The sequence below is a fragment of the Maribellus luteus genome (assembly GCF_003576475.1).
Taxonomy (GTDB): domain Bacteria; phylum Bacteroidota; class Bacteroidia; order Bacteroidales; family Prolixibacteraceae; genus Draconibacterium; species Draconibacterium luteum.
Genome location: NZ_QWGR01000017.1, coordinates 37487 through 59426, shown reverse-complemented (window position 1 = coordinate 59426; position 21940 = coordinate 37487). Strand labels below are relative to the sequence as shown.

17 protein-coding genes are annotated in these 21940 nt (G+C 44.1%); 8 read left to right on the top strand and 9 right to left on the bottom strand.

Annotated elements, in window-relative coordinates; all coding sequences use genetic code 11:
• Position 1: 1 nt before the first annotated feature.
• Both D1614_RS20340 and D1614_RS20335 read right to left on the bottom strand, forming a co-directional pair.
• Positions 2-1177, bottom strand: a complete 1176-nt coding sequence (locus D1614_RS20340; RefSeq protein ID WP_162304589.1) for a radical SAM protein — start codon at positions 1175-1177, stop codon at positions 2-4.
• The gene (locus tag D1614_RS20335; RefSeq protein ID WP_162304588.1) at positions 1158-1877 is read right to left on the bottom strand and encodes an ATP-binding protein; all 720 of its coding nucleotides are present in this window, start codon (positions 1875-1877) and stop codon (positions 1158-1160) included. Before D1614_RS20335 ends, D1614_RS20340 begins: the two co-directional genes overlap by 20 nt.
• Before the next feature lie 294 nt (positions 1878-2171).
• Here D1614_RS20335 and dsr2 point away from each other — a divergent pair, with 294 nt between their 5' ends.
• From dsr2 to D1614_RS20320, 3 genes are read left to right on the top strand one after another with little or no spacing between them, the layout of a single operon-like run.
• Entirely contained in the window at positions 2172-5789 is a 3618-nt protein-coding gene (gene dsr2 / locus D1614_RS20330) for an anti-phage defense-associated sirtuin Dsr2 (protein WP_119439824.1), read from the top strand.
• Positions 5790-5799: 10 nt separating this feature from the next.
• Positions 5800-6222, top strand: a complete 423-nt coding sequence (locus D1614_RS20325; RefSeq protein ID WP_119439823.1) for a VOC family protein — start codon at positions 5800-5802, stop codon at positions 6220-6222.
• 20 nt (positions 6223-6242) lie between these two features.
• The gene (locus tag D1614_RS20320; RefSeq protein ID WP_119439822.1) at positions 6243-7523 is read left to right on the top strand and encodes a haloacid dehalogenase-like hydrolase; all 1281 of its coding nucleotides are present in this window, start codon (positions 6243-6245) and stop codon (positions 7521-7523) included.
• A gap of 330 nt (positions 7524-7853) precedes the next feature.
• Here D1614_RS20320 and D1614_RS20315 read toward each other — a convergent pair whose 3' ends face one another.
• The 3 genes from D1614_RS20315 to D1614_RS20305 form a co-directional block, all read right to left on the bottom strand.
• The gene (locus D1614_RS20315) at positions 7854-9311 is read right to left on the bottom strand and encodes an aminoacyl-histidine dipeptidase (RefSeq protein ID WP_119439821.1); all 1458 of its coding nucleotides are present in this window, start codon (positions 9309-9311) and stop codon (positions 7854-7856) included.
• A 48-nt stretch (positions 9312-9359) separates the two neighbouring features.
• On the bottom strand, positions 9360-10748 hold the full coding sequence (locus D1614_RS20310; protein ID WP_119439820.1) for an MFS transporter: 1389 nt from the start codon (positions 10746-10748) through the stop codon (positions 9360-9362).
• A gap of 109 nt (positions 10749-10857) precedes the next feature.
• Entirely contained in the window at positions 10858-11985 is a 1128-nt protein-coding gene (locus D1614_RS20305; protein WP_162304587.1) for a DUF4831 family protein, read from the bottom strand.
• A gap of 206 nt (positions 11986-12191) precedes the next feature.
• Between D1614_RS20305 and aat the strand changes: the two genes are divergently transcribed.
• Positions 12192-12854, top strand: a complete 663-nt coding sequence (gene aat, locus D1614_RS20300) for a leucyl/phenylalanyl-tRNA--protein transferase (RefSeq protein ID WP_119439818.1) — start codon at positions 12192-12194, stop codon at positions 12852-12854.
• Positions 12855-12999: 145 nt separating this feature from the next.
• On the opposite strand, the gene D1614_RS20295 is transcribed toward aat, so the two are convergent.
• The gene (locus D1614_RS20295) at positions 13000-14244 is read right to left on the bottom strand and encodes a radical SAM protein (RefSeq protein ID WP_119439817.1); all 1245 of its coding nucleotides are present in this window, start codon (positions 14242-14244) and stop codon (positions 13000-13002) included.
• A 30-nt stretch (positions 14245-14274) separates the two neighbouring features.
• Here D1614_RS20295 and D1614_RS20290 point away from each other — a divergent pair, with 30 nt between their 5' ends.
• On the top strand, positions 14275-14490 hold the full coding sequence (locus D1614_RS20290; RefSeq protein ID WP_119439816.1) for a hypothetical protein: 216 nt from the start codon (positions 14275-14277) through the stop codon (positions 14488-14490).
• Between the two features lie 199 nt (positions 14491-14689).
• Here the strand turns inward: D1614_RS20290 and D1614_RS20285 are convergent, their stop codons facing one another.
• Positions 14690-15346 carry an HAD family hydrolase gene (locus D1614_RS20285; RefSeq protein ID WP_119439815.1) on the bottom strand — a complete coding sequence of 219 codons (657 nt, stop codon included), beginning with the start codon at positions 15344-15346 and terminating at the stop codon, positions 14690-14692.
• An 80-nt stretch (positions 15347-15426) separates the two neighbouring features.
• Positions 15427-16935 carry an NAD(P)H-hydrate dehydratase gene (locus tag D1614_RS20280; RefSeq protein ID WP_119439875.1) on the bottom strand — a complete coding sequence of 503 codons (1509 nt, stop codon included), beginning with the start codon at positions 16933-16935 and terminating at the stop codon, positions 15427-15429.
• Positions 16936-17085: 150 nt separating this feature from the next.
• Here D1614_RS20280 and D1614_RS20275 point away from each other — a divergent pair, with 150 nt between their 5' ends.
• A complete protein-coding gene (locus D1614_RS20275; RefSeq protein WP_119439814.1) occupies positions 17086-18867 on the top strand; it encodes a peptide MFS transporter in 1782 nt (593 codons plus the stop codon).
• Between the two features lie 65 nt (positions 18868-18932).
• Here D1614_RS20275 and D1614_RS20270 read toward each other — a convergent pair whose 3' ends face one another.
• A complete protein-coding gene (locus D1614_RS20270) occupies positions 18933-19436 on the bottom strand; it encodes a response regulator (RefSeq protein WP_162304586.1) in 504 nt (167 codons plus the stop codon).
• A 183-nt stretch (positions 19437-19619) separates the two neighbouring features.
• Between D1614_RS20270 and D1614_RS20265 the strand changes: the two genes are divergently transcribed.
• Both D1614_RS20265 and D1614_RS20260 read left to right on the top strand, forming a co-directional pair.
• Complete coding sequence (locus D1614_RS20265; protein WP_119439812.1) at positions 19620-20438, top strand: alpha/beta hydrolase; 819 nt, start codon at positions 19620-19622, stop codon at positions 20436-20438.
• Between the two features lie 15 nt (positions 20439-20453).
• Positions 20454-21848 carry an alpha/beta hydrolase family protein gene (locus D1614_RS20260; RefSeq protein ID WP_119439811.1) on the top strand — a complete coding sequence of 465 codons (1395 nt, stop codon included), beginning with the start codon at positions 20454-20456 and terminating at the stop codon, positions 21846-21848.
• The last annotated feature ends 92 nt before the right edge of the window (positions 21849-21940 follow it).

The window sequence follows — 21940 nt, the reverse complement described above, 5'->3', positions numbered from 1 at the left end:
TTTAACCGTAAGCGCCCAATCCAAAAAAGGCGCGTTTTTTGGCAAAGCGGTAAATCCATCCTTTCTCCGGAACCGGAACCCCCGAACCGTGACTCGGAACCAGCGGCATTGCCCGTAAACGTGCGGCTTCGTTCTCCCTGCCGGAAGAGTCAGCCGCCTTGTGTTGCTCTGCCATATCCACCAGCCAGTTCGGATCTTCCATCACAATACACCCCGAGGTTTTGTGCGGAATATCATTTCGGAGGGTCTTCAAGAAAGCAGATTCCCTGTATATATTTTCCAGCGGTTTGTCGTTTACATTCTCGGCCGCAAACTGGATGACCGGACAAGGTTCCACAAAACCCGAAGCATTGATGTGATGACTCAGGCCGGTAGCCGCCGGGCAAAGTCCGTTTCCGTTCTGGTCCCAGTAGGCATCGATAATCGCAATATCAAATTGCGAACGGGCATCCACCATAAACTGCCGCAACTTTTGAATTTCCGCTTTATCCAAGGCCAACTCAACCGTTGAATCGGCTCCCACCGGGCGGTAAATGTAATACCAGAGGTAAGCCACATTTTTCTGAATCAGCGAATTCACAAAATCGGCCGACAGCGCCAGGTCGATGTTCGATTTGCAAACGCTCATGGCCACACCGGTGATCAAACCTGCGTTGGTTGCATTTTCAACGGCTTCCACCGTACGGCGAAACACATCTTTTCCGCCCCTGCGGACATCCGCCACCACTTCATCGCCTTCAAAACTGATCAGCGGCGTTACGTTCCCCAGTTTTCGAAGCTCGCCGGCAACTTCCGGAGTCAGTAAAGTTCCGTTGGTAAACAGTTGAAAATAGCAATCCGGATGCTTCTGCAACACCTCCAAAAGCGGCTTGTAGGTGAGCGGTTCACCACCCAGTATTCCAAAAAAATACGAACCTTTTGCTTTGGTTTCTTCAATAATGCGGTTCAGTGTTTCGGGCGACATGCGGGCGTTTTTCTTTTTATGCGTCACCCAGCAGCCCTGGCAATTCAGATTGCAATCGTCGGTAACCGAAATAAAATGAAACGCCGGAAAGAAATCGCCTTTTTTCAGTCGCCGCTGGTAACGCGCAAAACTAAGCGAGCCTTTCACCCCCATGTTGTACACAAATTTGTACAGGCACTTTCTGTCGGTATTTTTAAGAATCCTTTTTATCATTCCGTGTAAAATCCAGTCCCGTTTTAAATTCTTCCAGGGCTTTTCTGCGCTCCTCTTCGGCCTGTTCAACAACTCCCTGTCTGAAAATGTTGCGCCGGTTCTGGTTTCGCGCATTCAGGGTCATGAGGAGGCTGCCCTTATCGATGGCCATTTTTTGTCCGTTGGGTTCGTCGCCGGCCAACACCGTGGTTTCAGCCAGCCGCGGAAACATAATGGCCGAAGTGGGGCACGTACGTCCGCAGGCCGGGCACTGATCTTTGCACGCCAGCGGATCCACCACTTTCAGGCTTTTCCGGTCGTAACTGTAAACGCCAAACAGGCAAAAGCGGGCACATTTTCCGCAAAGCGTACACAACGACTCGTCGATCACCGGAAACCAGGCCGGTACATTCAATTCCGTGATCTGTACCTGGTAGCGCGCTTCTCCCTTTTGAATCTGGTAGTCATTCTCAAGTTTCAAAAAGATCTTTTCAGCCGGTAGTTCCTTAAAATTCAGCACCTCAACATCGCCCATTTCAATCCCGTTTTGCCGGAACATATTTCGGACAGCACGCGGATAACAAGCCACAACAATCGTTTGCTGAAACGCTTTTCCGATCGTATTCAGCACATCTTTTTCATGAATGGTCATCGCGCAGAGGTCCTGCAGTTCAAAAACATCGGTATCGAAATTCTTCAACCCTTCCGCGATTTTATCCATCGAATCGGCGCTTATCACACCCGCCTTGCAGCGGCAAAAAAGCACGCATGTTTTTCTTTCCATACTCACTTTGGTCAACCAGACTAAATAACCAAAAATTTAGGCAAAACAAAAATGTATGATGCAGAAAAGCAAGCTACAGAGATGTATTTAGAATCACAGTACATTAAATAGTATTTCACTCATATTTAGAGTCTATCCTGATTCTATTAATTAAGTTGATTTACTAAATTTGAAAAACTGAAAAACCATAATTTGAAGTTTTAAATAATTATTTAACTGAAACCAAAAACAATGAACTCTCAAACCGTTTTAACATACATACAAGAAATAGCTGAGAAGCTTGAATCTGGGCATGCCTCTGTAATGGTTGGAGCAGGCTTCAGCAAGAATGCAAGTGAAAAGTTCCCTTTGTGGAACGATTTAGGTATTGCTTTTTACAAAAAATTACACAGCACTGTTCCTCGCGATAACGAACATTTTCTGAACCCAATGAAATTGGCTGGAGAAATAAAGGAAGGCTTTGGTTATCAAACGCTATTCGAGATTATTAAATCTAATATTCCAGACAAGGAGTATAAACCATCTGATTTACATTTGAAGCTTCTTAAACTCCCATGGAAAGATATCTTTACGACAAATTATGATACACTTTTAGAAAGAGCGAGTGAACAGGTAATTGATTACCGTTTTGACATTGTAAGAACAAAAACTGAGATTCCATTTTCAAATAATCCTCGAATTATAAAGCTTCATGGTTGTCTCGACCAACAGAAAGAACTGACTATTACTGATGATGACTATCGAGAATATCCCCAAAAGTTTGCTCCTTTCGTTAATACAGTTCTTCAATCACTACTTGAAAATACTCTTTGTTTAATTGGCTTTTCGGGAGAAGATCCTAATTTTCTCAACTGGATAAATTGGATCTTGAACAATCTTGGAACTAAAAATTCTCCGAAAATATATTTGATTGGAAAATTGGAAATAAACGAGCATCAAAAGAAATGGCTGGAAAGAAGATATATAAACCTTGTTGACTTGAATTATACAAATGATAAGAGCACATCTCACAAAAAATGTCTTATATCATTTGTTGAGTTTTTAGATAATTACCTCAAAGAAAAGAACAAAATAAACTGGCCCGGAAAAAGCAGGGTTACTCCTCAAATTAATGCAAGTTTCAAATCCCAAGTCAAGGAAATCATTATAGAATGGACTAAAATTAGAAAAAATTATCCGAAATGGTTAATTGTTCCAGAGGCAAATAGAGAAAGACTATGGAATCATACTCAACATTGGCTTTCACAAATTAAAGAAATCGAAACTCTTAATTCTCCTGATGACTTTAATTTCGTTTATGAAATGAATTGGAGACTGGAAAAATGCTTGTATCCGATCGAAGATCCAATGATCAAATTTTATGAAAAAGTTTTGGAAAGATATTCACCTGGGGAAAGCGAATATGCATCCAAATGCATAGAACTTAGACTTTCGCTACTAAGATATTACAGAGAAGAGGCACAATTTAATAAATGGGAAGATGCAAACAAATCATGCGAAGACATAAAAGAGCTATTTACGCCAGAACTTTCTGCTAGATGGCAATATGAAAAAGTCTTATACCATTTATTTAAATTCGACTTCGAAAAATGTCTAGAAATATTGCAGGAATGGCCCAGACTTGAGAATTTATCTTATTGGGAAATAAAGAAGGGATGTCTTCTTGCTGAATTAGGCAACATATCAGATTCGTATAACATAATAGAAAACTCGATAAAGGAAATTAGAAAAAGACTAAATCTGATGCCAATTAAAAATGATTTTGAGTTGGTTTCTCTGGAGTCCTATTCTATACTCTTGTCTAGTTATATATCAATCTCAAAAGGTGTAATTGAAAAGAATTATGATAATATTGGCGATAATCGAAAAGAAGAATTCGAAAGGCTAGATGTATTAAAATTATACAAGTGTGCCCCTTGGGATGAAATAAAGCTTTTTGAACTGAAATTATTAAATGGGAATAGCGGACACAAAGACCAGATTGAAAAATATGGCTTTGAATTAGGTAGCAAAACAAAAACAGTTTTTTGGGGACCAAAAACTGAATTCATAAATGCGACATGCGCGCTTAGGTTTTATGAAGAAGTCGGGATACCAATGGGATTACCCAGTGTTAATATCCCAGGAAAAAAGGCGATTAATTCTGCCATCCAAATAGTTTCGTCAATATCTTCTCACTGGGCTTTTGTCACTTTAATTAGAACAGGAGACATTGAACTAGGAAAGCAAATCTTTAATCGCATATCAATTTCTAAGATAAGTAATCAAGACATAGATAATCTTGCCAAACAATATCTCGAAATACTTAATTACTCATTCAGAAGACTAAATTCAAAATCCAACCCATCTGTTAATCCAGAGAAACTATGTAAGATCTTACCCGAGATTATTTCAAGATTATTGTCAAAAGTTTCTACCGAGATAAAGGATGAATTTCTAAACCAAATTTTAAACATTTACAACTCTGATAAAAAATGGGTCTGTAATCTTAAAATGCCCATTAAGCGTCTAATTAATAGCTACAAGCAAGATGAATTAATTGACAGAATATCCGTTTTTCTGAAATTCCCAATAATAAAACAAGAGTTAAATCAAAGTGATGAAGAATTCCCAGAGCCATTCAGTATAGAATATTTTTCAAGCCTTACCCCCATCAAACTAAAGAATAATGAACTGAAACTAGATAACCTAATAAGTTTAGTTAGATCTGAAGATATCACTGAAAGGACTAATGCTTTGCTTAGAATTAGAGTATTATTAAGATGGGGATTGGTAACTAAAGAGCAGACTGAAATCCTTGGCAAGGATATTTGGACTAAAATCAATCCAGAAAATGGATTCCCGCATTTCCCGATCTTTTACAAAAATGCATATCTTAGTTTACCTCATCCCAAAAATATTTCTCCTGCTTCCAAAGTAAAGAAATATATCAATTCTTCCTCTCCTGTAATTCAAAATGGGAAAGAATCTTTCGAGCATACAAATGGCGATATCGAATGGTGTAATGTTCTATTAAATAGCACCAAGACAATAGGCAGAAAAGATGGGATTAAATGGACAACTAATGAAATAATCACATTCTTGAATAAATTGAACGTCTGGTGGAACCAAGACAAAAATTATCTTCTAATTGAAGACAAAGACAATTTTTTTAGCCAATCAAAAGAAATACATAGGCGATTTAGTAAACTGGTATCAATTCTTGCAGAAATTATCTTTCCCAATCTTTCAGTAACTGAAATTGATAATGCTCTCATAATTCTTATAAAAGAGCTTCTAGCCGACATGGAAGAATACAAACTCCCATCGATGAAAGCTAAAGTAGCATCTCTAATTCTCTTTCCTGAAGATATTAATAATGTTGAAATACAAATTCTTGAAAAAATTTCGGAATCTGACAGTTCTCAAGCTAAAAATACGTTTCAGGGTATATTCTTCAATGTCCTTGCTCATAAATTTGGGAAATCGATCTTATTATCCAATACCATATTCGAAGCAGCATCTGAAATCATCAAATGGCGAAGTCAACCAGGACTTTTTTATGCGTTAGATTTATTTGGTGCAATACTTAGAAATTATCCCGAGTTATTAAACAAAAAAATGCTTGAGAATATAGCTATTGGACTAAGGTTTTTGATTTCAGATACAGATATAAAAAATGAAAATTCATTTATCTCTCCCCTAGAGGAAAGAATATTAATTAGAGAATTTTCAGCGGCTTTGTCTTTTGAGCTAAATCAATATTATTCTAATAATCAAAAAGGAATTCCAGAAGTAATAAACGAATGGGAAAACATATGTAAAGATTCTGAAGAATTTATAGAGATTCGAAAACAATGGAAAATATAAATCATCAACTATGAAACCACGCTTAAACATCGTAACACTGGGGGTGAAAAATCTGCCCGAATCCCGGTTGTTTTACAAAAATGCACTGGGTTGGGAGCCGGCTGCGGGGAGTGATGAAAACATCGTTTTTTTCAACCACGGCGGAATCGTTCTGGCACTTTACCCGCTCGACAGACTGGCCGAAGATGCTGAAGTTCCGGCTGAAAGATCCGGTTTCTCGGGTGTTACGCTGGCCATTAACCAGGATTCGAAAGAAGCTGTTAAGTCGGTGTTTGAGCAAGCCGTAAAAAACGGGGCCAAAGCGCTGGTGGCTCCCCGCGAGACGTTCTGGGGTGGCTACGATGCCTACTTTGCCGATCCCGACGGGCATTCGTGGGAAATAGCCTGGGCACCTTTCTGGGAATTTGATGAACAAGGCAGTCTGAAACTTTAAACCAAAAAAATACGAATCGAATGAGAACTTTGACATTCTATCTTTTACTTGCCGCATTGGCGATCAACTTTGGCTGTTCGCAGCCAGCAAAACAATCGGCCAAACTCGGCGGTAACTGGGATGCCTTTAACCGGCAACAACTGGAAAACCTGATCAATCAATACGGGAAAAACTCCGGTGACTACAACCCCGACCAACCGCCTTATGCGGTTTTTGACTGGGACAATACTTCCATCTTTCTTGACATACAGGAGGCAACGCTGATTTATCAACTTGAGCACCTTCACTTTGGCTGCACGCCGGAAGTTCTTGAAAAAGCATTGCGCACCGGTATTGACACCAAAGTGGCACTTGCCGACCAGAACGAGGCGGGAGAAACCATCACAGCCGAGCAGGTTATTACGGATATTCTTGCCAGCTACAACTGGCTTTTTGCCAATTACGCGGAGTTGGGAGGAAACGGTTCGCTTTCGCTCGAAGAAGTAAAAGAAAACCCGCACTATGCGAATTTCACCACCAAGCTACGTTTTCTGTACGATGCCATCTACAATACTTTCAGCGCCGATGTTTCCTACCCGTGGGTGACCTACCTGTTTTCCGGGCTCGATTCGGCACGTGTTACCAACATGACCATTGAAACCGTTAAGTGGCAGCAAAACCAGCCCATCGAAAAAATAAGTTGGGTAAGTCCCGGAGCGGAAGAACTTGCCGGGCAATCGGCCGGACAGGTAAAAATAACCTGGAAAAACGGGTTGCGGCTGGTACCCGAAATGCAGGAGCTCTATCACCAGTTGCGGAATGCGGGTTTTGATGTTTGGGTGTGCTCGGCTTCGTTTGTAGATGTGGTAAAAGGAATTGCGTCTTTTCCTGAATTCGGGTACAACCTCGATGCCTCGCATGTGATTGCCATGGAACTGGAGCGCGACCCGGCCGGGGTCATTTTGCCGGAATTCCGCAAGGACTATTTTCAAACACAGGGGCGCGGAAAAACAGCTGCCATTACGCGTTTTCTCGCAGGGGAAAACGGCAGGTACGGCTACGGTCCGGTGCTTATTGCCGGTGACAGCGAAGGCGACCAGGATATGCTGGCTGACTTTGAAGAACTGAAAGCCGGCCTGATTTTTAACCGGCTGAAAGGAAAAGAAAAACTGTTGGGCAAACTGTCGGAAAATGCGGTTGACAGCTACCAGCACAACAACGCCACGTACCTTTTGCAGGGGCGCGACGAAAACCAGGGAGTGCTGATTCCTTCGCAGGGCACCGTACTTTTCGGGGAATCAAGCGGGCAAACGCTTCCCTAAAACTGGATGAAGCAAGAAAAAACACACAATCGACGGCAAAAAATACAAAAGCGCCCCGAAGGAATGGACGAACGGCCCGAAGGAGCGCATGGGAAGCGGTAGGAATGCATGGGAGGGAGGTAGGAACGCATGGGAGGAAGGTAGGAACGCATGGGAGCCGGTAGGAACACATAATCGACTCGTAGGAACGCAAAAATGACTCGTCGCTGTGCATGAGAAGCGGGTAGGCAAACAAAAAAGATGTCATTCATCGCTTGACGAATGACATCTTTTTTAATGATTTGGCGGTTTTAAGTCACCAAACCCGATGCGAATGAAAATCGCATCTCCTTATTTTACAGGAACGTTCTCCAGTGTGTCCACCAGAAAATCCCAGTATTTCTGTACCGTTTCGATGTTTACTTTTTCATCGGGCGAGTGCGGGTACTTGATGGTTGGCCCCACCGAAATCATGTCCCAGTTGGTGTAAGTAGCCCCCAGAATACCGCATTCCAGTCCGGCGTGCATCGCCAGCAGCTGTGGTTGTTTGCCAAAGCGTTTTTCGTACAGGCCTTTCATTTCTTCCAGGATTTCCGAGTTCACATTGGGTTGCCATCCCGGATAGCTGCCTGTCAGCTCTACCTTGGCACCTGCCAGCGAGAATACAGCTTCCAAACGGGTAGCCAGCGCCAGTTTTGCGGTTTCAGAGAAACTGCGAACCAGACAGGAAGCCACCACTTTCTGATCATCCGACTTCACAATGGCCAGGTTGGTGGATGTTTCCACGGTTCCGGGCATAGAGTCGCTCATCCGAACCACATCGTTAGGAGCGGCCCATACAGCGTTGGTCAGCTTTTTCTGCAACGATCCGGCCATTCTTGTTTTTGGCAATTCGGTTTCTTCCAACGTTACCGACAAGCCCGGCTCCACATTGATCAGTTCGGCTTTTACCGCTTCACCGATTTCGGCCACCAAAGCAGCCAGTGCTTCGGCCTTTTTCGGTTTAACCAGCACCACACCAAAGGCTTCGCGCGGGATGGCGTTGCGCAGGCTTCCGCCCTGAATATCGGCCAGTTTTACCCCCAACTGCTCACCGGCAGCTTTCAAAATACGGAAGAACACCTTGTTGGCATTTCCGCGCCCCAGGTGAATGTCCACTCCCGAGTGTCCGCCTTTTAAACCGGTAATGCTCAGTTTATAGGCTGCGTATTTTTTATCGGCCTTTTTTGTTTTGTTTTTGAACGTAGCGGTTACATCGATACCACCGGCACATCCAACACTAAAAACGCCTTCGTCTTCGGTATCGGTATTAATCAGAATATCGGCATCCAGCAAGCCGGCTTTTAAACCGTTGGCTCCGTCCATGCCGGTTTCTTCGGTCGCAGTCAGCAACACTTCAACGGGCCCGTGCTTGATCGTAGTCGAGGCCAGCACCGCCATCGCCGATGAAACACCGATTCCGTTATCGGCACCCAAAGTGGTTCCGTTGGCGGTTACCCAGTCGCCATCAACATATGCTTCAATGGGGTCGTTCACAAAATCATGTTCCTTGTCGCTGTTTTTTTGCGGAACCATGTCCAGGTGTCCCTGAATCACGACTGTTTTCCGGTTTTCCATTCCCGGCGTTGCGGGTTTCTTGATGATCACATTACCGACTGCATCCTTGATGGTCTCCAGTCCCAGGTCTTCACCAAATTTTACCGCCCATTCCTGAATTTTCTCTTCGTGCCTCGACGGACGAGGGATTTGCAGCATCTGGTCAAAAACACTCCAAACCTCGGTGGGTTGTATATCTTTAATTTGTGTCATGTAAACTGTAATTTAAATTGTTTGTCTATCTAAAACCTCCAACATTCATTATTGTTTGATGTTGGGCAATTCTAATCCGTAGCCTTTGCGTTTATCTTCCAATTTCAGCAGAAGGGCGGTAATTAATGCCAGAACGGTCAGCACCACAAAAATGGTCCAGGTTGTCTGGTAATCGTAATTGATAGCTTCGCCTGCAGCTTTTGCTTCGGCTACTCCCGGGTTGGTTTTATCGAGCACGATACCTACTGCGAGCGGAATTCCCCACAAGCCAAAGTTTTGTACCCAGAATATAAAGGCATAAGCACTTCCCAATTGTCTTTCAGGAATAATTTTCGGAACCGATGGCCACATGGCTGATGGCACCAGCGAAAATGCAATACCCAACAGAATTACGTTAAAGAAAGCAGCAACTACGCTGGTAATAAAAGGCAGGTAGAAAATACCGTGAACGATGATCAGCAAAACAGCTCCCAGGATCATGATCGAAGCACCTTTCCCTTTTTTGTCGTAAATACTTCCGAAGATGGGTGTGAGCAACATGGTTCCGAAAGGCACCAAACTTGGCAAGAATCCTGCCCAGTCTTCGCTAACGCCAAACTTGTTCACCATTAAATCGGGGCCGTATTTGTAAAACGGGAAAACGGTGGAATAAAAGAACACGCACAACAGTGCAATCAGCCAGAATCCCCAGTTTCCAACAATTACCAGCAAATCAGAGAATTTAAAGTCATCGCCGTGCGCGCCGTCTTCCACTACAATTTCTGCATCAAGTTTTCGATCCATGATGTTGTAATAGAAGAAGCCGACAAGACCCAAAATCAGGAACACCACCACAATAAGAATGGTAGTAGGCACATCGTATGTATTGGCGATTTTGGCACCAAATGCGAGCGGAGCAAACGAACCTACACGGGCAATGGCCACCTGCATACCCATCGCAAGGGCAATTTCTTTTCCTTTAAACCACTTGGCCACAGCTTTCGAAACGGTGATTCCGGCATATTCCACACCTACACCGAAAACGGCGAAACCAAATCCGGCCCAGAAAACCTGGGTGGTTAAATCCAGATCCACAAGCGGAATATGAATAGTCGCATCCGGACTTCCGATCAATCCTTTAAAGGCGGCAAATTTAATGGCCCCACCAATAATCATGATCAATGCCGAGCTAATGGTACTAAAACGAATTCCGAATTTGTCGAGTAAAATACCGACGATCACCAACATCATCAGAAATACGTTGAATAAACCATAAGCGCTGGTTATAAAACCAAAGTCGGAACTGTTCATGGCCAGCGTGCGCTCCATTATTGGTTTAAGAGGCGAAATTACCTCGGTGAACATGTACCCGGCGAACATTGTAAAGGACAATATTACCAGGGCAGTCCATCTTGCCTTCTTCGAATCGCGAAGAGTCTGCTTAATCGCATTTGTCATACCTATAATTTTAAATGAATTTTTCTGAGCAGATAAAAATAAGAAAAATTAAATACCGCCAAAATGACGATACAGAAAAGGGCAGCCTTCCGACTACCCTTTGTTGTTCTTATTTCTTTTCAACTGATTTGATCGCTCCTGTTTCGGGGTGAAAACTGACTGCATAAGCACCGTTTAGCAGTTCTTCAGGCAAAGGCGCCACCACGCCCAATTGTGCGATGGTTTCGCGCGCGGTTGCCAGCGTATTCATTTCGTAAGAAACTTTGATGTTGGCCACACCCGGCATCCGGTAATAAACACCACTGCTTCCGGATTCCGGATTATCTGATTTTGCATTGCTTGTATACTGTTCGGCCAAACCGGGCACAGCTTCCAACTCGATCATCACCGGTTTTCCGGATAAATCGGTGGCAGGAACTACCCCGTTTTCATCCGAAATGCGGAAAACCACCGCCGGATTTTTATCTTTTGCCCCGGGAACATAGTCAACGCTAAAGCTTTCTTTTTTATACGTGGTTCTTCCCACAAACAGCGTAATGTAGTTTTGTTCTGTTCTTTTCAGTTCTTTCAGACTTACCTCGTAAGCTTTTCCGTCCGGGTATTCACCGTCGATCCGCAATGCTGCCAGGTCGTACTGGTTCATGCGGGCATTCAGGATACGTCGGGCAGCTTCGGTAGCTTTCTGCTCCACACTCACCTTTGTGGGTCTGAAATTATTTGAAGAATCTCCCTGGATCACAAAAGGTGTATCGGAAAAATAATCAAAAGAAAAACCATCTTCACGATCGGGCTTTTGAGCCGCTTTGTTCGACATGCAGATCTCGGGAAGCGCTTCTGTGCCAGCCGAATTAATACCGGCAATGCAACCATTGGCTGCCAAGCTCACTAACAAAGCGCCGTCACCCAATGCTTTGTGGACCTGCTCGGGATCGGGTTCTGAAAAGGTTTTGATTTTCACTTCCGAAACCACCCATTTGGAAGAAGGACGCGTTTGGGCATCTTTAATTCCCAACAGTTGTTCGGCATAAGCGGCATAAGGCCCCGGCTCGAACTTTTCACGAACAGCCTCAATGTGCAGTTTTATACCGGTACGCGGCAAAGCGTAGGTAATTCCTTCCACAAAATAAGGGGTTACACCTGTTTCATCTTCTTTCTTTTTTTTCTGTCCAAAAGACGGAATAACAATCAGCAGTGCCAGTGCGAGCACCAGGTATTTCTTTGCATTCATTCTGTACATCTCTGTCATTTTTTGTTATCTGAACTTCGGTTTACGCTACCTTACTTTATCCAATTCAATAGTAAAACAAGATATTTTTAGTAGAACATCAAAAATATCAAAATTATTTTGATGCGGCCACGAAAATTCAATGCGACACAGGTTAAAAGCAAAAACAAAGCGCTTGAGCTACCAACTGGCAACCCGATTTCCTATATTTGCGCCTGATGATAGAATTTCCCGATCCGAATTTAGCCGATGATGAAGGACTGATAGCCATGGGCGGAGAACTCACGCCCGAGTTCCTGTTATCCGCCTACCTCCAGGGGATTTTTCCGTGGTTTTGCGAAGACGAACCCATTCTGTGGTGGTCGCCCAATCCCCGAATGGTGCTGCTGCCCCAGGAGTTTAAGCTCAACAAAAGTCTACGGCAGGTGATCAATAAAGGAACTTTTGAATTGCGGGTTGATACCGCATTCCGCGAAGTGATTACCAGCTGCAGCAAGATCAAAAGAAGTCATGAGGATGAAACGTGGATCACAAACGATATTATTGAAGCCTATGTGAAACTGCACGAGCTTGGATACGCCCATTCGTTTGAAAGCTATTTTGAAGGAAAGCTGGTGGGTGGTTTATACGGTCTTTCATTTGGCAACTGCTTTTTTGGAGAATCGATGTTTTTTACCAAAACCGATGCCAGCAAAGCAGCCTTTTATCACCTGGTTCAATTTGCGCTGAAACATCAGTTTGCATTTATCGATGCACAACAGCCCACCGGCCACTTAGCAAGCCTGGGAGCCAAACCCATTCCCCGAAAAAACTTCCTTGAGATGCTGGAAAAAGCCAGTCAGAAAACAACGCTTCAGGGGAAATGGACCAATCTTATTTAAGACTTCAAAAATTGTATCTAAAACAGGTTCTCGCAAAGCAAAGAAAGAAGCGCAAAGCACGCAAAACATCGATTACTGGAATTTCCTTTGCGATCTCAAAAACTCTTTGCACTCTTTGCGTGAAAGCTAATCCTTGACAACGATATCAATACTCACGCAAACCTCTTTCCACATACTCCAGCTGCCAAATCCGGAATAACAAGGGATCAGTTGGAATTTGCTCCGGCTCGCGGGCCAGTAAATCCTCCACCGGCTTTCGGTCTTCATCGTCAATCAAAGTAGGTTTCAACACTTGCTCTTTTAAGTAGAAATATTTCTTCCCTGCCAGTTCAAATTCATTCACGGTATTTGTTTCAGGCTTCACATCAAATATTCTGAAAGCTTTGTAGGAAAGAGCTTTTCCATCGTATTCGCGAATGTAGCCGTTTGGGGTGAGCACCTCATCGGGGCCGGCCAAAGCATGTGCCAATCGGGTTCTGAAACCGGCTTTCTGAAAGCGGTTTTTGAAATAGAACGAGCAATAGTTGATGCCGATATCCAGGCTCTTTTCACGGGCGGCATTTAGTATTTCAAGCGCGGCTAATTCCGATTCCAGCACAATCGGATGTTCTGCATGAATGTAAGTGTAGTTTCTTTTGCTCAAATGTTTCACATTGTGCGTAGTTAAGCGCAGCTGATGAAGGTTCAGGTTAGTCACCCCGGCTTCGATCATTTGCGGAAGCAACTTTATCAGCTGGTCTTTTCGCTCCGGTACCGCCGGAATTTCGATGGTAATATTGGGAATGATCCCTTTGGCTAGCTTTAACTTATCGAGGCTGAATCCGGTAGCTCCGATATCAAAACGCACCTCGTTGATCCCGGCTGCCGCCAGTTTCCGAAATTTCTGCGTTTCACCCAGAATTCCGTTGGTGTACATCCACGTATAAACTTCGGGTTTGCACCTCTTTCTTACCTGCTTTAAATACTCCAGCGTGCGGTCGAAAAACAGAAGAGGCTCTCCCCCGCTAAAACTCACTCCCTTAAAATTGAAATGATTGATGTATTCAGCATAAGCCTGCGAATTTGCAAATGTCAGGTTCTGGGTGGTGGGCACATCGTCAGAAAGCTGCGAGGCCGGACAGTAAAAACACGAAGCATTGCACTTGCCGGTTATAAACAAACAACTCCACTGCCCCAGACCGCACAATTTGCACCCGCCCGAAATCCGGTTGTAGTAAGGTTTTGTGTCTTTAAAAAGCAGGTTACCGTTTAGCTTGGCGGTAAGTTCGTCTCTTCTTTCCTGGGCTTCGCGGGCGTTGTAGGTATTCAGCCATTTCAGATCGCTCCACGCAGCAAATTCGGTTTTGTTCCTGTTCACCAGCGAATTCAACCAGTTGTAATAAGGTTCCATAAAAACAGTTCAGCATTTAACAATGAACGAATGAAAAACGGGGTTAGAAGTGGAACCGGGAAATCAGAGTTCGGAAAAGATAAACATGAACATGAGCATCTTCTCCCTGTAGAAACAGGCAGTCCGGGTTTTGGCTATGTAATTTTTATCGTTCATGTTCTGCTTAACAGTGAGGCAAATGTACGCAAAAGCAGCATACAAAAATCACCTTCGAAAAAGATGAATGAAACCATCGAAATCGGTTGAATCAGAAAGGAGCGATGAATGATGAATATCGATTAACGATTGCAGATTGAAAAACGTTGTCAGACTTCGACTCCGCTCAGTCTGACAGTCATCCTGAGCGGAGTCGAAGGGTGCATTATTTTCAGTTGTTTTCATTTTTTCTGCATGAAACGAAGCTGCAGAAAATCCAAACCGCTATCAGGAAAGTTTGCGATCAGCCCTAATTCAGAAAAACATTCCGGTCAACCTGCTCAAAGTGCGTGATGATGGAATAATTGTATTTACCGAATCGTTCGGGCGTGCCGTTTACCACCACCACATTGGCAGCCCCGGCATTGCGGGCAGCTTCCACACCCGATATTGAATCTTCGAAAATGGTTACACCGGAAGCAGAGAGTCCCAGCGCAAGAATGGCTTTGTTAAAAAGATCGGGATGCGGTTTTCCGCGGCTGGTCCCGTCGTTGAAAATAATACGGTCGCGGCTGAAATAATCCAGCAAACCCATGTGCTGAATAAAAAACTCGACATTGTTTTTGGCCGATGCCGTGGCAATGGCTACCGGCACATTGTTTTCTCTCAGAAAGTGAATCAGTTCCAATGCTCCTGGCGCCCATTCCATGCCCTGCTCCAGGCACATTCTGCGGTAAATCACCTCTTTTTCTTCCGTCAAACGATCCACTTCTTCTTCGCTGCAAGGACGTTTAAACAGGTACTCGAAAGTATCTTTTGCATTCACCCCGTGCATCCAGGTATCTTTTTCTTCCGCACTGAGTTCCAAACCGTAATTTACCAGAAATTCATCCCACGAACGGTTCTGAAGTTCGGTGTCCCAGAAGAGTGTCCCGTTAAAGTCGAATACAACGCCTTGTATTTGCATTTTTAGAAGTTTTAGATGTGCCAACAAATATAATCAGCAATTTTATTGTTAAACGCGAAGGGGAAAGAAATAATATGTTCTCAATTTATTATTTTTCGGAAAGCCTTCCCCATTTCTTCAACAAGGTCTCCGGCAATCAACGAAAATTCGCTTCGCTTTTTGGCAGCCATATCTCCTGCAAGACCGTGAAGAAAAACGCCCGTTAGTGCAGCATCTTCCGGCGACATTCGCTGCGCCAGCAAGCCAAGGATCACACCAGTAAGTACATCGCCGCTGCCAGCAGTTGCCATACCGGGATTACCCGTTGAATTAAAAAACAGCCGACCGTCGGGCAGCGAAATCGATGTGCAGGCACCTTTTAAAACCACCACGCAACGGTACTTCTTTGAAAACTCCAGCTGCTTTTGAATATTCTGGTATGAGTTTTCGGTTTCTCCCACCAATCTCCGAAACTCTCCCGGATGCGGCGTCAGAACTGAACCTTCGGGAAGTTTCTCCAACCACTCCTTTTGCAGGGAAAGGATGTTCAAAGCATCGGCATCTATCACCAGGGGAACTTTTGCACTTTCGAGCAAGGCACACAAAGCTTTCCGCGTGTTTTGCTTCTGATCGAGACCGGGCCCCACTCCAATGGCAGAATAAGGTTCCAGTTTGGGGAACTCGGTAAAAACCGAATCGTGCTGATCGACACTGGCCATTGCCTCGGGCACCGCTGTTTGCAAAATGGAATAGCCCAACCGTGGAATATGCGTGGTCAGCAAACCAACTCCCCCCCGCAAACAAGCTTTTGAAGCCAGCACAGCCGCCCCCATTTTGCCAAAACTTCCGGCAATCAGCAAAGCATGCCCCAAGGTTCCCTTGTGCTCAAACTTTGATCGCACCGGGATCATTTTCTGCACCTCCTCTTTTTCCAGCCAATGGAAAAGGGATTTTTCCTTTTCAATTCCATCGGGATGCAAACCAATGGGCAGCACTTTCCAACGCCCAAGGTATTGCTCATTCTCGGCCAGCAAAAAACTGATTTTCGGAAACTGAAAGGTCAGCGTAAAATCGGCCCGGATAATGTGCTCGGTGTTGCCGGTATTGTCTTCTCCCATCAATCCACTGGGAATATCGATGGCAATAATGCTGTTGGTGGCCTGGTTCAAAAAATCAACTACTTCAGCCGGAAAACCTTCCAGTGGACGGCTCAATCCGGAACCAAACAAACCGTCCAAGACCACATCTCCTTCCTGTAACACGGGAAAGTCTTCCACTTTCCGGATGCGCGACAGTTTTACCAGGCCCTGTTCCTCCAGACGTTGCCAGTTAATGGATGGAGAACCTTTGAGTTCCTTTTCAAAATCGAGCAAATAAACTTCACAGAGGTAATCCAACCCGGCCAGCTGACGAGCTATGGCCAGTGCGTCGCCTCCGTTGTTTCCCGGCCCGGCAAAAAGCATCATCCTTTGTTCGGCAGAAAAGTGCTGAACGATCCAGTTCGTAATTTGCAGCGAGGCACGTTCCATCAGATCGATATCAGCAATGGGTTCGTGTTGGATGGTGTATTGATCCAGTTGGGCAATTTGTTGTGTGGAGAAAAGTTTCATCGACGGCTTTTTTATCAAAATTACAAAAATATAGGCATCAGGTTCAGGAAATTTGTGGAAGCTGACCTTTACCCAGTGTATCAACTTAAAAAGTATTTTATATTTGTTCGATTTTGAAAAGTTGTAATAAAAATCAAAAACCATACCTATATGTTCAAAAATCATCCTAAAGGGCTTATTGTAGCCTTTTTTGCCAACATGGGAGAACGCTTTGGCTTTTACACCATGATGGCCATCCTGGTCCTTTTCCTCCAGGCTAAGTACGATGTAAATGCAGAAACAGCCGGCAGTATTTACAGCTGGTTCTATTTTGCCATTTATGCACTGGCGTTGCTGGGAGGTATTATTGCCGACGCAACCAAACGTTACAAGTTGGTTATTATGGTGGGAATTGTCATTATGTTCCTGGGCTACATTATGATGGCGATTCCGGGAATGAGCCTGACCACTACAGTAATCTTTCTGTTTACCATAGCTTTGGGGAACGGCCTTTTTAAAGGCAACCTGCAGGCTGTTGTAGGCCAGATGTACGATAACCCGCAGTACGAAAAATTACGAGACAAAGCCTATTTGTTGTTCTACATGGGTATTAACGTGGGTGCCTTTTTTGCCCCCTTTGCAGCCAATGCAGCCCGTAACTGGTGGTTAAAAACAAACGGTCTTCATCACGATGGAAGTTTACCGGCCATGTGTCACCAAATGCTGAACGGTACGATTAAAGATACCGAAACCTTTCAGCAGCTTGCCAACGCGGCCAATATGAACGGACCGGTTACCGATCTTGCGGCTTTTGCCCAAAACTACATCGATGTTTTCTCGAAAGGGTATAATTATGCCTTTGGAGTCGCTGCCGGTGCCATGCTTATTTCGCTGGCGGTTTATATTTTCTTTAACCGTCTTCTTCCGAACAAGCAAGTGGTTAAATCAGAAAACAAAAACGAGCCCAATGTTAGCCTGCTGAAGATCTTCCTTTCACTGACAGTTATGGCAGCGGTAACTTCGTTATTCTTTATCCTGGGAATCGACACCGGAATTGGCTTTGCCGTGGGTTTATTTGCAGCCTTTATTACCTGGATCGTAAGTATTTCGACCAAAGAAGAAAGACCACGAATTACAGCGTTATTGCTGGTTTTCGGGGTGGTAATCTTCTTCTGGATGTCGTTCCACCAGAACGGACTTACGATGACCTTCTTTGCCCGCGACTATACCGTTAAAGCAGTTGGTCCGTTTACTTATTTGTTTTTCGAACTCGAAAATATATTGTCAGTTATTGGCTTAATTGCCGGTATTGTGTTGCTGGTTCGTAAAGGAACTTCCAAACAACGTGTGATCGGGCTGGCAATGACCATTGCGTTCGGCATTCTGGCTTTTTTCCTCTACAACAAAGCAGCAGGAAACAACGACATTCAACCCGAAGTATTCCAATCGTTTAACCCGCTATTTATTGTTTCGCTGACCTTCCTGGTTTCGGGTATTTTCACCTGGCTGTCTGACCGTGGCAAAGAGCCATCCACGCCACGCAAAATTGGTATCGGGATGATCATTGCTGCCTTCGGATTCCTGTTAATGGTAGTTGGATCGCTTGATATCGTTTCGCCATTTGAACTGAGTGGAAGCCCGGTTCCGGATTCTTCAAGAATATCGCCCTACTGGTTGATGAACAGTTACCTAATCCTTACCGTGGCAGAATTATTCCTGAGCCCGATGGGACTTTCATTTGTATCGAAAGTTTCTCCTCCACGCTTCCAGGGATTGATGCAGGGTGGCTGGTTGCTTGCCACAGCCGTTGGGAACAAACTGCTTGGAATCGGAAGTTTCTTCTGGGACAAGATCGAGATCTGGCAATTGTGGGCCATTTTTGTGGTTTGCTGTCTGCTCTCGGCTGCTTTCATTTTTACGATTATGAAACGTCTGGAAAGACTTACACAATAAAAGCTTCAGTATTGATAGCAAATAAAAAATGCGGTAAAAACTTACCGCATTTTTTATTATAACTGTTATCTCTTTAAACCAAACAAATCGAAAACGCCATGTAATACCATTAGAATTGTGATGGTAACAAGAACAATCAGAATTACAACCATCATCCTCTGAATAAGCTGGTTACGCTTCTCTAATTCCAGCATTTTTGATATTTTTTCAATTTTATTGTACACCTTTTTCAAAGCCAGATCGTTGTCCTTAATGATATAGTCAAAAGCTCCGTATTTTATCGAATTCACAGCCACTTCCATATCTTCATTCGCTGTTAAAAAGATAAACTCCGAACATTTGCTTCTCTTTTTTACCGCCTGCAATACAGCTATTCCTGTCGAATCCTCCAAATGGTAATCCTGGATCACAATATCAGGATGTTCTCCACTTTTTACTGCATTTAAACAATCTTGTCCGTTATAAAAGAATTTGATTCTTCTAAAACCCTGTTTTTGTAGATAATCAACTACTATCTTATTGAATAGCTTGTTATCTTCAACAACGTAGATCAAAAGGTTTTTATTCACGTGCCAATATTTATGATGTATTATAACTCATAAAATTACAATTTATCACATCTTTTCAAACGGGGAACAATTTTTTTTTTAGAAAGTGGATTACTGTCCGGATTAAACTTTCAGCGTTTAGAATATTATCATTCCCATGTTACAAATACTTTTGTACTTTAGTTAAGAATCAAAACGATTAATATGCAAAAGAACCTGCTCCTATTATTTATTTTCCTGACAATTAGCTTCCAATCTTCAATTGCACAGGAGATTACCTATACTTTAGTTAAAAATATTTCATACATTCCTGAAAGTGAAACCTCGGAGTATGCAAATGAACGTTGTAAACTTGATCTCTATTACCCCGAAAATACTACGGATTTTGTTACCGTGGTGTGGTTTCACGGCGGCGGATTAACAGGCGGCGAGAAATCGATTCCCGCAACATTAAAAGAAAAAGGCATTGCGGTGGTAGCCGTGAATTACCGTTTGTCGCCCAAAGTAAAAAGCCCGGTTTACATTGAGGACGCTGCGGCCGCCGTTGCCTGGACTTTCAACAATATTGAGAAATACGGTGGCAGTAAAGAGAAGATCGTTGTTTCGGGGCACTCGGCCGGAGGTTACCTCTCCTCGATGATTGGACTGGACAAACACTACCTGGCGAAGTTCAACGTAGATGCCGATGATATTGCTTTGCTGGTACCTTTTAGCGGGCATACCATCACGCATTTTACGGTGCGCAAAGAAAGAGGCATTGAGGGAACCCAACCCGTTGTTGACGAACTGGCACCGCTTTATTTTGTTCGTGCCGACGCTCCGCCGCTTGTGTTAATCACCGGCGACCGCGAACTGGAAATGCTTGGCCGTTACGAAGAAAATGCTTACATGTACCGCATGATGAAGGTGGCCGGACATCAGCACACCAAGCTTTTGGAATTGGATGGATTTGATCACGGAGGCATGGCTTCTCCGGCGCTGGAACTCCTGTTAAAAGAGATTAAACCATTGAAAAAACAATAATCAAAATAAACTCCGATGAAAAGTCTGCTCTGTCCGTTTTCTTTTCTCATCCTCCTTGTTTTTTCTGTTGGAAAAATTCAAGCACAGAATGCTGATGTTTCCGGAAACTGGTCGGGGAAACTGTCATTCCCAACCGGAAAACTAGAACTTATTTTCAAGATAAGCCAGGCCGACGGAAAGTACGATGTTAAGATGGATGTTCCACTTCAGGGGGCAGCCAATATTGAGGGTGAAATCACCACCAAAGGCGACAGCATTGAAATGAACATCCCCACTATTCGGGGTAATTACACAGGGAAGTTTGTGTCTTCAGATTCCATAACCGGCAAGTGGCAACAAAACGGGCTATCGCTCAACCTGAACCTGAAAAAAGCAGGGGAAGTAGCAGAACCAAAGCGGCCGCAAACACCCCTTCCGCCGTACCCATATCTTTCGGAAGAAGTTGAATACACGCATCCGGGAACGGGGTTAAAACTGGCCGGGACTCTCACGCTGCCCCTGAATGGAAAAAATTGTCCGGCAGTAGTGCTGATCACCGGAACAGGGGCGCAGGACCGCGATGAAACGATTCTTGGGCACAAGCCCTTTGCGGTAATTGCCGATTACCTCACCCGGCACGGAATTGCCGTTTTGCGGGTAGATGACCGGGGAGTGGGCGGTTCAGAAGGAGATATCCTTTCTTCCACCAGTCAGGAGCTTGCCACCGATGCCCTGGCAGGTGTTGATTTCCTGAAAAACCGGAAAGAAATCAATCCAAAAGAAATCGGGCTGATCGGACACAGCGAAGGAGGATTGATCGCCCCCATGGCGGCAACATCTTCCAGCGATGTAGCTTTTATTGTTCTGCTGGCAGCACCGGGAATCGCGGGAGAACAAGTTCTGTACGAACAAAATGACCTCTCGCTAAAAGCGGAAGGCTTGCCCGATTTTTCGATTCAGCAAAACAAAATGGTGCAGAAACTTATGTTCGATGTGCTCAGAAATGAACCGGATGCGGACAAAGCCGCCGAACAATTGCGCACAAAGCTCACCCAGGGAATGTATGCCGGAATGAATGATGGCATGAAAAAACAAGTGGATGATCAGATTGCCTATGTAAATTCCCGCTGGTTCCGTTATTTTCTGACCTACGATCCACAGCCAACCCTTGCCAAAGTTAAATGCCCCGTGCTGGCGCTTAACGGAGCCAAAGATGTGCAGGTGCCGGCTTCCAACCTTTCCAAAATCTACGAGGCAATCGCTTCGGGCGGAAACGCACAGGTGGATACGCTTCGTTTTGAAGCGCACAATCACTTGTTTCAGCCTTGTACAAGTGGAGCAACGTCTGAGTATGCACAGATTGAAGAAACCATCGATCCCGAAGTTTTAAAATCGATAAGTGACTGGATATTGAAAACCGTGAATAATTAATGTTTTTCAAACAAGTAGTAGCCGTGCACTCTATTATAAAAGTTTGTCCGAATCACTCTTTCTAATATCTTTACACCCCATTAAACTGAACG

Bases quoted from the DNA above. Each gene is read 5' to 3' on its own strand.
- D1614_RS20320 (WP_119439822.1), top strand. From the start codon at position 6,243: ATGAGAACTTTGACATTCTATCTTTTACTTGCCGCATTGGCGATCAAC.
- D1614_RS20280 (WP_119439875.1), bottom strand. From the start codon at position 16,935: ATGAAACTTTTCTCCACACAACAAATTGCCCAACTGGATCAATACACC.
- D1614_RS20310 (WP_119439820.1), bottom strand. From the start codon at position 10,748: ATGACAAATGCGATTAAGCAGACTCTTCGCGATTCGAAGAAGGCAAGA.
- D1614_RS20290 (WP_119439816.1), top strand. From the start codon at position 14,275: ATGAAAAACGGGGTTAGAAGTGGAACCGGGAAATCAGAGTTCGGAAAA.
- D1614_RS20305 (WP_162304587.1), bottom strand. From the start codon at position 11,985: ATGTACAGAATGAATGCAAAGAAATACCTGGTGCTCGCACTGGCACTG.
- D1614_RS20340 (WP_162304589.1), bottom strand. From the start codon at position 1,177: ATGATAAAAAGGATTCTTAAAAATACCGACAGAAAGTGCCTGTACAAA.
- D1614_RS20335 (WP_162304588.1), bottom strand. From the start codon at position 1,877: ATGGATAAAATCGCGGAAGGGTTGAAGAATTTCGATACCGATGTTTTT.
- D1614_RS20275 (WP_119439814.1), top strand. From the start codon at position 17,086: ATGTTCAAAAATCATCCTAAAGGGCTTATTGTAGCCTTTTTTGCCAAC.
- aat (WP_119439818.1), top strand. From the start codon at position 12,192: ATGATAGAATTTCCCGATCCGAATTTAGCCGATGATGAAGGACTGATA.
- D1614_RS20285 (WP_119439815.1), bottom strand. From the start codon at position 15,346: ATGCAAATACAAGGCGTTGTATTCGACTTTAACGGGACACTCTTCTGG.
- D1614_RS20295 (WP_119439817.1), bottom strand. From the start codon at position 14,244: ATGGAACCTTATTACAACTGGTTGAATTCGCTGGTGAACAGGAACAAA.
- D1614_RS20260 (WP_119439811.1), top strand. From the start codon at position 20,454: ATGAAAAGTCTGCTCTGTCCGTTTTCTTTTCTCATCCTCCTTGTTTTT.
- D1614_RS20315 (WP_119439821.1), bottom strand. From the start codon at position 9,311: ATGACACAAATTAAAGATATACAACCCACCGAGGTTTGGAGTGTTTTT.
- D1614_RS20265 (WP_119439812.1), top strand. From the start codon at position 19,620: ATGCAAAAGAACCTGCTCCTATTATTTATTTTCCTGACAATTAGCTTC.
- D1614_RS20325 (WP_119439823.1), top strand. From the start codon at position 5,800: ATGAAACCACGCTTAAACATCGTAACACTGGGGGTGAAAAATCTGCCC.
- dsr2 (WP_119439824.1), top strand. From the start codon at position 2,172: ATGAACTCTCAAACCGTTTTAACATACATACAAGAAATAGCTGAGAAG.